This window comes from Kitasatospora sp. NPDC001225, assembly GCF_053597855.1.
In genome coordinates this window covers 1-11,489 of the sequence record NZ_JBSFJC010000191.1, presented here as the reverse complement: position 1 = coordinate 11,489, position 11,489 = coordinate 1, and the positions used below count along the sequence as shown (strand labels likewise).

Annotated in this window: 11 protein-coding genes; 5 read left to right on the top strand and 6 right to left on the bottom strand. The window is 75.5% G+C overall.

Annotation, left to right across the window (positions count from 1 at the left end; translation table 11 throughout):
* Window positions 1-42: 42 nt before the first annotated feature.
* Genes ACWDCZ_RS36275 through ACWDCZ_RS36265 form a run of 3 tightly spaced genes read right to left on the bottom strand, consistent with a single transcriptional unit; the run spans window position 43 to window position 2,968 of the window.
* Complete coding sequence (locus ACWDCZ_RS36275) at window positions 43-744, bottom strand: DUF6875 domain-containing protein (protein ID WP_449818112.1); 702 nt, start codon at window positions 742-744, stop codon at window positions 43-45.
* Window positions 741-1,472, bottom strand: a complete 732-nt coding sequence (locus ACWDCZ_RS36270; protein ID WP_449818111.1) for a hypothetical protein — start codon at window positions 1,470-1,472, stop codon at window positions 741-743. The genes ACWDCZ_RS36275 and ACWDCZ_RS36270 overlap by 4 nt, the downstream gene beginning before the upstream one ends.
* Window positions 1,469-2,968 (bottom strand): pyridoxal phosphate-dependent decarboxylase family protein, encoded by a 1,500-nt coding sequence (locus ACWDCZ_RS36265; RefSeq protein ID WP_449818110.1) that lies wholly within the window; start codon window positions 2,966-2,968, stop codon window positions 1,469-1,471. The genes ACWDCZ_RS36270 and ACWDCZ_RS36265 overlap by 4 nt, the downstream gene beginning before the upstream one ends.
* Window positions 2,969-3,347: 379 nt before the next feature.
* Here ACWDCZ_RS36265 and ACWDCZ_RS36260 point away from each other — a divergent pair, with 379 nt between their 5' ends.
* A complete protein-coding gene (locus ACWDCZ_RS36260; RefSeq protein WP_449818109.1) occupies window positions 3,348-4,856 on the top strand; it encodes a multicopper oxidase family protein in 1,509 nt (502 codons plus the stop codon).
* 68 nt (window positions 4,857-4,924) lie between these two features.
* Here the strand turns inward: ACWDCZ_RS36260 and ACWDCZ_RS36255 are convergent, their stop codons facing one another.
* Entirely contained in the window at window positions 4,925-6,457 is a 1,533-nt protein-coding gene (locus ACWDCZ_RS36255; RefSeq protein ID WP_449818108.1) for an FAD-binding protein, read from the bottom strand.
* Between the two features lie 63 nt (window positions 6,458-6,520).
* On the bottom strand, window positions 6,521-6,853 hold the full coding sequence (locus ACWDCZ_RS36250) for a hypothetical protein (RefSeq protein ID WP_449818107.1): 333 nt from the start codon (window positions 6,851-6,853) through the stop codon (window positions 6,521-6,523).
* Between the two features lie 252 nt (window positions 6,854-7,105).
* Between ACWDCZ_RS36250 and ACWDCZ_RS36245 the strand changes: the two genes are divergently transcribed.
* A complete protein-coding gene (locus ACWDCZ_RS36245; protein ID WP_449818106.1) occupies window positions 7,106-7,405 on the top strand; it encodes a YciI family protein in 300 nt (99 codons plus the stop codon).
* Window positions 7,406-7,549: 144 nt separating this feature from the next.
* On the top strand, window positions 7,550-9,190 hold the full coding sequence (gene pgm / locus ACWDCZ_RS36240; RefSeq protein ID WP_049656775.1) for a phosphoglucomutase (alpha-D-glucose-1,6-bisphosphate-dependent): 1,641 nt from the start codon (window positions 7,550-7,552) through the stop codon (window positions 9,188-9,190).
* 76 nt (window positions 9,191-9,266) lie between these two features.
* On the opposite strand, the gene ACWDCZ_RS36235 is transcribed toward pgm, so the two are convergent.
* Window positions 9,267-10,454: an MFS transporter gene (locus tag ACWDCZ_RS36235; RefSeq protein WP_117485378.1), complete on the bottom strand. Its 1,188-nt coding sequence runs from the start codon at window positions 10,452-10,454 to the stop codon at window positions 9,267-9,269.
* A 134-nt stretch (window positions 10,455-10,588) separates the two neighbouring features.
* On the opposite strand from ACWDCZ_RS36235, the gene ACWDCZ_RS36230 reads away from it, so the two are divergent.
* Window positions 10,589-10,921, top strand: a complete 333-nt coding sequence (locus tag ACWDCZ_RS36230; protein WP_049661305.1) for an ArsR/SmtB family transcription factor — start codon at window positions 10,589-10,591, stop codon at window positions 10,919-10,921.
* Window positions 10,922-11,261: 340 nt separating this feature from the next.
* A partial coding sequence (locus ACWDCZ_RS36225) for a helix-turn-helix domain-containing protein (protein ID WP_449818105.1) occupies window positions 11,262-11,489 on the top strand: 228 nt, incomplete at its 3' end.

Below are 11,489 nucleotides of genomic sequence, written 5' to 3'. Positions count from 1 at the left end.
GCCGGGCGCCGGCCGGGCTCCGCGCGCGCAGGGGGGAGGGGGTCAGGCGGCGGTGCCCTGCCGGCGGGTGCGGACGCTGGTGACCAGCTGGGCGCGGATGCGGGCGGGGACCTCGGGGGCGAAGCGGGCCAGGTAGTGGTTCAGGTGGGTCTCGTCGCCGGTGAGGAACGGCAGGTCGAAGACCAGCAGTTTGCGCACCGCGAGCAGCGGGACGGGGGCGCGCAGCGGCCGGAAGGAGTGGTTCCACAGGCCGGGTTCCTCGCAGACCGGGTGGAACTGGCCGATCATCAGGCCCTGTTCGACGAACTCGTCCTTGGCCTTGCGCTGGAGCTCGTCCAGCACGGTGGAGTCCTCGCGGTCCAGCTGGGGCAGCACCAGCAGGACGGTCAGCAGCTCGCGGTCGGACTCCTCCGCCAGGTCGGCGAGCAACGCGTCGTAGTGGGCGCGCAGTTCGGCCACCAGCGCGGGCAGGTCCCCGCCGGGGGAGGCGCCGGGGGAGGTGTCGGCGACGGCGATGTGGAACAGGCCGCGGCGCAGCGAGGGCTGGGTGTAGGGGCAGACCGGGCCGCTGCGGCCGAGGTCGGGGTGGGCGGTGGTGAGGAAGGCGCGGGCCCAGGCGAGGGTCTCGGCGGCCTCGGGGCTCGCGGCGGCGCGGCCGGCGTCGATGTGCTCGGCGCTGTACACGCGCAGCGCCCCGGTGACGGCGGCGGGAGCGGTGGGGGCGACGGCGGCGGGGGCGGTCATCGGGGCCCCCGCCAGACCGGGGCCAGGCGGGGTCCGCCGCCGGGCAGGGCGAGGGCCTCGCCGAAGCGGGCGAAGCCGCCGCGGGCGAGCAGGCGGGCGCCGGACGGGGAGCTGGTCTCGGCGTAGGCGGCCTGGCCGGCGGTGTCGACCTCGGTGAGGAAGGCGTGCAGCAGGGCCCGGCCGGCGCGGGTGCCGCGGGCGCCGGGGCGCACCCCGACGAAGGCGAGGTAGTGGTGGGAGCGGTGGCGCGGGTGGCGCAGGGTCTGCAGGCGGGTGATGGCGGCCAGGCGGCGGGCCGGTTCGCCGTGGCCGGCGGCGTCGATCGCCTCGGCCAGGGCGGCGGTGGCGGCGCCGTCGCGCGGGCCCGGGGCCTCCCAGCGGCCGGGCGGCAGGAACAGCAGCGCCCCCAGCGGTTCGTCGTCCGTGGCGCCGTCGTCCGTGGCGCCGTCGCCGGTGGCCCGGTGGACGGCCAGCGCGCCCCCGTGGGCCAGGCACTGCTCGACGTGGACGCGGAAGAAGGCGGGCAGGACGCGGGCGCGGTGGTCGGGGTCGGGGAAGGCCCAGAGCATCAGCGCGTCGTCGGCGAAGGCGTCGGCGAGCGCGCGGGCCAGGGCGTCCTCCTCGCCCGGGCGGGCGGGGCGCACGACCGGCCGTACGGCGCTGTCGGCGGGCCCGGGGGGCGGTAAGGCGGTGCCCGCGGCGGCGGGCAGGGCGGTGGCGGTGGTCAACGGGCACTCTCCTCGAACGAGGGGGCGGACGAAGGGGAAGGAGCCGAAGGACTGGACGGAACAGAGGGAGCGGACGGAGCAGAGGGAGCGGACGGAACGGTGGAAACAGGGGAAGCGGTAGCCGAGGCGGCCAGCGCCGCCACCCGCGCGTGCAGCGGCGCCACCCACCCCTCCGCCTCCGGCTTGATCAGCACGCTGCGCAGCACCCGCGCCCCGTCCGCGTCCGCGCGCACGCCCGGGTGGCGGCGGGTGAAGTCGGCGGCGTCCACGCGCAGCACGCTCAGGTAGACGGGGTCGTGCTCGTCGGCCATGCCCTGGCGCAGGACCCGCTCGCTCGCGGCGTCGACCGCCGACAGCGCGGGCGGCCCGGCCGGGGTGGGGAAGTAGGTGACGATGTCCAGCTGCGGCCGCTGGTAGAGCGTCAGCTCCGCGCTGTCCTCGATCCGCCGCGCCCAGGCGAGGGCGGCGCGCCGGCTCGCGGCCAGCCCCGCGCCCAGCCCCCGCGCGGTGAGCGGCAGCAGCTGCAGGGTCAGCCACAGGGCGGCGGCCGAGGCCCCGGCGCGCGAGCACTCCAGGCTGATCTCGCCCAGGTGCAGCTCGGCGTCGGTGAAGTAGGTGTACGGGGAGTCGTGGGCGAAGTGCCGCCCGATGTCCGGGTCGGCGAACAGCACCGCCCCGCAGCCGTACGGCTGCAGGCCGTGCTTGTGCGGGTCGACGGTCACCGAGTCGCAGCCGGCGATCGCCCGCCACGGCGCCGTGTCCACGTCGAGGGAGGCGGCCAGCGCGTCGTCGGAGGCCAGCAGCGCGAAGAACCCGCCGTAGGCGGCGTCCACGTGTACCCGCGCCCCGTAGCGGCGGGCCAGCGGCAGGATCTCGTGCACCGGGTCGACGGCGCCCGCCCCGGTGGTGCCGCAGGTGACCACCACCGTGCCGACCCGCCCGGTGCGCAGCAGCTCCTCCAGCGCCCCGGTGTCCATCCGGCCCTCGGCGTCCGCCGCCACCGCGTGCCCCCGCACGCCCAGCACGTGGCACATCCGGCTGTGGGTGTAGTGGGCCTCGCGGCTGTACGCCACCCCCAGGCCCGGGTGGCTCTGGCGCGCCACGTACAGCGCCTCCAGGTTGGCGATGGTGCCGCTGCTGGTCAGGTGGCCCACGTGCGCGGGCAGCCCGAACATGGCGGCGAGCTGCGCGACGCACTCGCGTTCCATGTCGTTGGTGGCCGGCCCGCCCTCGTAGGCGTGGTTGTTGGGGTTGAAGCGCATCGCCGTCAGGTAGCCCACCACCGCCGCCGGGTGCGGCGGCTTGACCATCTGCCCGGCGTAGCGCGGATGGAAGAACGGGTAGTTGTGCTCCAGGCGCTCGGCGAAGCGCTCGAAGGCGGCCGCGAACGCCGCCTCGTCCACCAGGTGCGAGGGGTGCGGCTCCAGCGGCCCGAACCGCTCGCCCCACCGCTCGGCCACCTCGGCCGCCTTCGGCAGCCAGTACCGCAGGTCCACGCTCAGGCCCTTCCCCTCAAGTCCTTCGACAACGGGGGGCCGACGCGCGGGTGAGCAGCACGCCGGGCCCCTGGCGAGTACGAGCGTTCACCGCGTCCGAGTCCTTGAGCGTTCCTCGACCGCGTCCGCAGCCACCGTGGCCACCGCCCGCAAGGCGCCCGCAACACCCGCAGCTCACCCACCGCACCGCCCGCTGGCCCCACCCGCACCGCCCCGGCCCCCGCCGCAGGCACTCCCGCACCACCCCCCGCACCACCCCGTACGGCCCCAGCCGGACCCCACCGGGACCCGAGCCGCCGCTGCTGCAATCACCCCCGGACAAGGCCACCCCACCCCACCCGGGCGAGGCCGGGGGAGCTCACGCGGGAGGAACGACGCGATGGTGACCAGACGCAGGATGATCGGCGCCGCCCTGGCGACCGGGGGAGGAGTCCTGCTCGTGCGCACCACGCTGCGCCCGGCCCCCTCCGCCGCCACCACCGCCGCCGCCAAGGACGCCGGCCACGCCCACCCGGCCGGCGCCGCCGCCCCCGACCCCGGCCCCGACGCCGGCCCCGCGCTCGCGGAGAAGTTCACCACCGCCCTGCCGCTGCCCCCGGTGCTCAGCCCCGTCTCCACCGACGGCGGCGCCGACACCTACGCGGTGACCATGCTGCGCTCCTACGCCCGCGTCCTGCCCGGCCGCCGCACCGAGGTCCTCACCTACAACGGCGCCTTCCCCGGCCCCGTCATCCGCGCCCGCTCCGGGCGCCCGGTGGTCGTACGCCAGACCAACCTGCTCGACGACCCGGTCTCCGTCCACCTGCACGGCTCCGCCGTCCCCGTCGACAGCGACGGCGGCCCGATGAACCTGCTGGGCGCCGGCGCCACCCGCACCTACACCTACCCCAACGACCAGCCCCACGCGAGCCTGTGGTTCCACGACCACGCCCACCACCTGGAGTCCGAGCACGTCTACCGCGGCCTGGCCGGCACCTACCTGCTCACCGACGCCACCGAGGCCTCCCTGCCGCTGCCCGCCGGCCGCTACGACCTGCCCATCGCCCTGCGCGACGCCCGCTTCGACACCGCCGGCAACCTCGTCTACCGAATGGACGACGCCGAGGGCCGCGCCACCGTCCTCGCCAACGGCCGCCCCTGGCCCAAGGTCGACGTCGCCGCCCGCCGCTACCGCATCCGCCTGCTCAACTCCTCCAACCTGCGCTTCTTCTCCCTGCGCCTGGCCGACGGCGGCCCCATCACCCAGATCGGCTCCGACGGCGGCCTGCTGGAACGCCCCCACACCACCGACACCGTCGACCTGTCACCCGGCGAGCGCGCCGACGTCGTCATCGACTTCTCCCGCTACCGCCCCGGCACCAGCGTCGTGCTCACCAACTCCATGCCGCCCGGCCCCGCCGAACACATCGGCCAGGTCCTGCGCTTCGACGTCGGCCGCCCCGCCCCCGACCCCTCCAGCGTCCCCGACCGGCTGCGCACCCTGCCCCCGCTGGGCCCGGTGGCCCGCGAGCGCACCATCGTGCTGAAGGTCGAGGAGGGCGGCGCCGGCGTGGCCCCGCTCGGCCTGATCGACGGCCGGCAGTACGACCCCGCCCGCGTCGACGCCGCCGTCGCCTTCGGCACCTCGGAGATCTGGACGGTCCACAACGCCAACACCGACATCCCGCACAACTTCCACCTGCACCTGGTGCAGTTCCGCGTCCTGCAGCGCAACGGCGCACCCCCCGGCCCCGAGGAGGGCGGCCTCAAGGACACCGTGCGCCTGATGCCCGGCGAGAGCGTGCGCCTGCACGCCACCTTCGACTCCTACCGCGGCCGCTACCCCTACCACTGCCACCTGCTGGACCACTCCGCGATGGGCATGATGGCCCAGATGGAGATCGCCTGACACCCCGGTCCCGGGGCCGCCCGCCGACACCGCGCCGGACACGGGCGGCCCCGGGACCGGGGGAGCGGTCAGGACGCGTGGATGCCCTGCCCCGGCGTCAGGATCCCCGCCGGGTCCCAGCGGCGTTTGGCCCGCGCCACCGTCTCCCACAGCCCCCCGTAGTGGCGCCGCCAGTCCGCCCCCGTCATCCCCGGCACCGCCCCGATCAGGTACCGCTTGCCGCCCAGCTCCACCGCCAGGTCGTACAGCCGCCGGTTGCGCTCCAGCATCGCCGCCGTGTCCGAGCCCGGCCCCGGGAACGCCAGCAGGTCGAAGTGCCAGCCCACCTCCTGCCCGGGCAGCACCGCCAGCGGCGCCCGCACCTTCGAGCGCTGGTACGGGTAGAACAGCAGCAGCCCCGCCCCCAGGTCGGCGGCGGTCAGCACCTCCGCGGCCCGCGCCATGAACGCCCGCGCCGCGGACGCCGGCAGGAACACGCTCAGCCACGGCTTGGGCAGCGCCCACAGCCCCGACGCGCGCAGGTACCCGGCGAAGCCGTCCACCCGGAACGCGTACTCCCGCCAGCTCTGCTCCACCACCTCGCTCGACACCGGGCGCAGCCCCGCCAGCAGCGCCGCCCGGTCCACCGCGCCCCCGGCGTCCGCGAACGCCACCAGCTCCGCCTTGTACCGCCAGCGCGCACCGTCCTCGCTGCGCACCACGTCGCCGACCTGGAGGTCGAAGCGGCGCTCGGCCATGACCTTCTGCTGGTCGGCGAGGTAGGCGTCCAGGTCGTCGTAGTACAGCGAGAAGACGTGGGCGCGTTCGCGGACCTTCACCAGGGCGAGGGTGGCGCGCACGATGACGGCGACCTGGCCGCCGCCGGCCAGCACGGCCTCGAACAGTTCCCGGTTGCGGGTGGGGGAGGCGGTGACCAGTTCGCCGGTGCCGGTGACGACGTCCAGTTCCAGCACGTTGTCGACCTGCATGCCGTGGCGCTGGACGCCGCCGCCGATGCCGCCGACGCTCAGCGTGCCGCCCACGGTCAGGTGCAGGTAGTCGGTGAGTACCGGCGGCACCCAGCCCGCGGCCAGGCCGGCCTCGGTGACCTGCGCCCAGGTGGCCCCGGCCTCGACGACGGCGCGCCCGGGGCGTACGGACAGGACCTTGGACAGGCCGCGGGCGTCGATGGCGACGCCGCCGCGGGGGTTGGCCTGGCCGTAGCTGGAGTGCGACTCCAGGCCGGCCTCGCCGAGCTGGGCGAGGTCGCCGCTCTGGCCGTTGACGGCCACCGGGATGCGGTGGCGGCGGGCGAAGGCGACCAGCTGCTGCACGTCGCGTACCGAGCCGGGGCGCAGGACGGCCCGGGGGGTGGCGGTGACGAGGTGGCCGAAGTCGGTGGCGAAGCGTTCCAGGCCGGCGCCCTGGAGGGTCACCGTGCCGTCCAGGGCGGGCAGTCGGGCGATGTCGGCGCCCGTGGCCGTCCCGGTCCCGGTCCCGGCGCCGGTGTCGGCTTCGGTGGCCCAGGCTTCGGTGGCGGTGTTCCAGCCGATGACGGCGCTGACGGCGCCGGCGCCGGCCGAGGCGAGGAGGGCGCGGCGTGACAGTCCTGACCTGCTCATATCAGAATTTCTCCGATCAGTCGTCAAATAGGGATTGTTGTACCGCAACCATCGGGTGATCACCTACTGCCCCGCACCGTCCAGCTGTTCGCGCAGGGCGGTGAGGCGGTGGAGCACGGAGTTGACGAGCATCGGCCGGTACGGGTCCCGGTCGTTGTCCATCCAGGCGGTGGCCGTCGCGGCCTCCTCCAGCAGGGCCAGCCGGGCCCGGGGCAGGTCGGCCACCAGCGGGGAGCGGACCGCGTCCAGCAGGGCGTGGACGAGCCGGTGGGCGTGGACCCGCGGGTTGACCGCGAACAGCGTGCGGTAGACCCACAGCGCGTCCTCGCCGGACAGGATCCAGTCGTCGTTCAGCAGCAGCCGTACCCGTGCCCTCAGCACCAGGTCCTCGTTCATGTCGCGTGTCCCCCTTCGCCGTTCGTGAGCTGCCTCCCGCCGCGTGCGGGCAGCACGCCGTGCGCGCCGGCCGCCCTGGGCAGGGCGGTGGGCGCGGGGTTCGCGGTGGGATGCGCACGAGTCTGCGGGCGCGGGGCGGGGCGCGGCAAGGCGGAAGAAGGGTGTGCTGCGTCCTACCGGAGCGTTGCCCTGAGCTGGCAGGATGGGGGTCGGCACCCTCCGGGCGCGGTGGCGGACGCTAGCCTGGGCGCCATGTTCGTACTGGAGTTGACGTACACCGCCGCCCTGGAGTCGATCGAGGAGGCGCTGCCGCGGCACATCGCGTGGCTCGAGGAGCACTACGCGGCGGGCACCTTCCTCGCCTCGGGGCGCAAGGTGCCGCGCGACGGCGGGGTGATCCTCGCGGTGGGCGGGGACCGGGCCGGGATCGAGGCGCTGGTGGCCACCGACCCGTTCGTGCGGGCCGGGTTGACGCGGTACCGGGTGACGGAGTTCCTCGCCACCACCACCGCCCCGGAGCTGGCGGCCCACCGCCAGCGGCTGCCCGGCTGAGGCCCTGCGCCCCCGGCCGTCCCCGTCCGTCCGTGGTGCCCCGGGCCGTTCGCGCGGTTCGGGGCACGGTCGCGTTCTGGCTACGATCGGTGAACACGGGGCGAGGACGTATCGCGAGTACCGACTTTCGGCGGGAGAAGACGGATGGCACACGCACGGGCCGGGCAGCCGGCGCAGCCCGGTGACCTGGTGGACGTGGCGCGGCTGGTGACGGCGTACTACGCGCTGAACCCGGATCCGCAGGAGCCCGGGCAGCGGGTGGCGTTCGGGACCTCGGGGCACCGGGGCTCGTCGCTGGACGGGGCCTTCAACGAGGACCACATCGCCGCGACCACGCAGGCGATCTGCGAGTACCGGGCCGAACAGGGCGTCGCGGGACCGGTGTTCCTGGGCGCGGACACCCACGCCCTCTCCGAGCCGGCCAAGGCCACCGCCCTGGAGGTGCTGGCCGCCAACGGCGTGCACGTGCTGATCGACGCCGCCGACGGCTACACCCCCACCCCGGCGGTCTCGCACGCGATCCTCGCCCACAACCGGCGCAGCCCGCGCGCGCTCGCCGACGGCATCGTGGTCACCCCCTCGCACAACCCGCCGCGCGACGGCGGCTTCAAGTACAACCCGCCCAGCGGCGGGCCGGCCGGCTCGCAGGCCACCAACCGGATCCAGGACCGCGCCAACGAGCTGATCCGCGAGGGCATGCGCGGCGTCCGGAAGGTCCCCTACGCGCGGGCGCTGGCCGCCGCCACCACCGGGCGCCACGACTACCTCACCGCCTATGTCGAGGACCTGCCCTCCGTCCTGGACCTGGACGCGGTGCGGGAGGCGGGCCTGCGCATCGGCGCCGACCCGCTGGGCGGCGCGTCGGTGGCCTACTGGGCGCGCATCGCCGAGACCCACCGCCTGGACCTGACCGTCGTCAACCCGCGGACCGACCCGACCTGGCGGTTCATGACGCTGGACTGGGACGGGAAGATCCGCATGGACTGCTCCTCCCCGGCCGCGATGGCCTCCCTCATCGGCCGCAAGGACGAGTACGCCATCGCCACCGGCAACGACGCCGACGCCGACCGGCACGGCATCGTCACCCCCGACGGCGGCCTGATGAACCCCAACCACTACCTGGCGGTGGCCGTCGACTACCTCTACCGCCACCGCGCCGACTGGCCCGGCGACGCGGGCGTCGGCAAGACCCTGGTCTCCTCCTCGATGCTCGACCGCGTCGCCGCCGACCTCGGCCGCGCCTTGGTGGAGGTCCCGGTCGGCTTCAAGTGGTTCGTCGACGGCCTGCTGGAGGGCTCGATCGGCTTCGGCGGCGAGGAGAGCGCCGGCGCCTCCTTCCTGCGCCGCGACGGCGGGGTGTGGACCACCGACAAGGACGGCATCCTGCTCGCCCTGCTGGCCGCCGAGATCACCGCCGTCACCGGCGAGACCCCCAGCGCCCGCTACCGCGACCTGACCGAGCGCCACGGCGCCCCCTCCTACGCCCGGGTGGACGCCCCCGCCGACCGCGAGCAGAAGGCCCGCCTGGCCCGGCTGTCCCCGGAGCGGGTCGGCGCCGGCGAGATCGCCGGGGAGAAGATCACCGCCGTCCTCGCCAAGGCCCCCGGCAACGGCGCCCTGATCGGCGGCATCAAGGTCTGTACGGAGAACGCCTGGTTCGCGGCCCGGCCCTCGGGCACCGAGGACGTGTACAAGATCTACGCCGAGTCCTTCCACGGCGACGAGCACCTCGCCCGGGTGCAGGACGAGGCCCGCGCCCTGGTCGGCGAGGTCCTGCGGGGCTGAACCCGGTACGCCCGTGCCCCGGTCCGGCGGCCTGCCGGACCGGGGCACGGGCCTCTGCCCGGGCGCAGGTCGTCCCTCAGGCGCGGGACGGCTCCTGCCGCGGGGCCGGGGCCGACGCGCGGGCGGCCCGCTCGTCGCGGGTGGTCGCCGCCGCGACCGCGCACGCGGCCAGCGCCAGCGCCGCCGCCGCGAACGGGAACCAGCGCCCGCCCAGCACCGCGATCGCCGCCGAGCCGGCCACGCCGCCGACCGCCGTCCCCAGGTACAGGGCGCTGCTGTTCAGCGAGATCAGCAGCGGCGCGTTGGCCGGGTCGATCGACGCCAGCCGGTGCGGCAGCGCCACCGACACCGCCCACCCGGCCAGCGGCACCACCACCGCGTAGGCCAGCGCCCCCGGCATGGTGAGCCCCAGCCAGGGCAGCGCGGTGAACGCGGCCGCGGCCACCGCCGAGCCGGTCAGCAGCACCCGCCGCACCCCGAGGCGGTCCACCAGGCGCCCGCCCAGCCAGCTGCCGGCCACCGACATCACGCCGCTGGTCAGCAGGACCAGGCTCAGCCGGTCGGCGTCGCCGCCGGTGGCGCCGGACACCGCGGTGGACAGGTAGATGTAGACGCTCTGGAAGGCGAGGAAGAACACCAGCGTGGTGGCGGCGGCGCCCAGCACCCGGCGCCGGCCCAGCGGCGCCAGGCGCGCCGCGAGGGTGGGGGCGGCGGCGGGGGCGGGTAGGTCGCGCAGCAGCGCCGCCAGGCCGGCGAAGGCGGCCACGCCCAGGGCGGTGACCAGCCACATCGTCATCCGCCAGTCGGCGCGCCCGATCCAGGTGCCCAGCGGCACCCCGAGGGCGGTGGCCACCGTCATGCCGCCGAGCACGGTGGCCAGCGCCCGGCCGCGCCGCTCGGGGGCGACCAGCGTGGTGGCCACCGCGTTGGCGGTCGGCGTGTAGAGGGCGGCGCCGGCCGCCGCCAGCACCCGGGTGGCCAGCAGCAGTTCGTAGGTGGGGGCGAGCGCGCTGAGCGCGTTGGCCGCGCTGAACACGACGAGCGCGGTCAGCAGCAGGCGCCGGCGCGGCCAGCGGGCGGTGAGCGTGGCCAGCACCGGGGCCAGCAGCGCGTAGCCGAGGGCGAAGACGGTGACCAGCTGGCCGGCGGCCGGCACCGACACCCCCAGGTCGGCGGAGATCGGGCCGAGGATGCCGGCGAAGACCATCGAGTCGGTGCCCATGGCGAAGGTGCCGAGGGCGAGCAGGAGCAGACGAACGGGCACGGGAGGGCCCCCCGGGACACAGGAACGGATTGTTTGATAAGCATGCAACAGTTGGACGCTCGTCAAACACTCGGGGATTGGTGGATGATTGTCAAACCATCTGTGTCCCCCCGGCGGCCCGAGGAGCGTGCGCCATGACCGACGACGAGCGGCTTCCCCAGCCCGCCACCGCCGACATCGACCTCGTCACCGTCCTGCACGCCCTGGGCGACCCCGTGCGCATGACCCTGCTGCTCAGCTACGCCGACGACGCCGAGCACTCCTGCGGCCCGCGCGACCTGGGCCTGGACCACCTCCACAAGTCGACCGTCTCCCACCACATGCGGGTGCTGCGCGAGGCCGGCGTCACCACCACCCGCGTCGCCGGGCGCAACCGCTTCGTCAGCCTGCGCCGCGCCGACCTCGACAGCCGCTTCCCCGGACTGCTCGACGCGCTCCTGGCGGCCCAGGCGGCCCCCGCGCGGTAGGGGGCCGGCTCCGGGCTGCCGCCGCGGGCCTATGCCCGCGGTCGTACGGCGTGGCGGCCGCTCCTGCCCCCGGCGGACGCGCCCGGGCGGGGCCCGGCGGCACGGTGGACGGGCACGCCGCCCGCCGACCCGATCGCCGCAGGAGCACGCCCGTGACCAGATCCCAGCCCGGCCTCCCGTCCGGCCTCCCGTCCGGCCTCCCGTCCGGCCTCCCGTCCGGCCTCCCGTCCGGCCGTCCGCTCAGCCGTCGGGGTGTGCTCGGGGCGCTCGCCCTGGGCGCCGCCGGCGCCGTCGCCGGCGGCGGGCCCGTGCGCATGAACCAAAGCGCTACGGTGACGTCGTGCAGCTTCGGTATGCTTTCCGCGTGTACCCGAGTGCCGGTCAGCGTTCTTCGCTGGCAAGGTCGTTCGGGTGTGCGCGGGTGGTCTTCAATGACGCGCTCCGTGTCCGTGAGGACGCCCGCGCGGCCGGGTTGCCGTTCGTCACGTCGGCCGAGCTGTCCAAGCGGCTGACGGCCTCGAAGAAGACCCCCGGGCGTGCCTGGCTCGGCGAGGTGTCCTCGGTGATC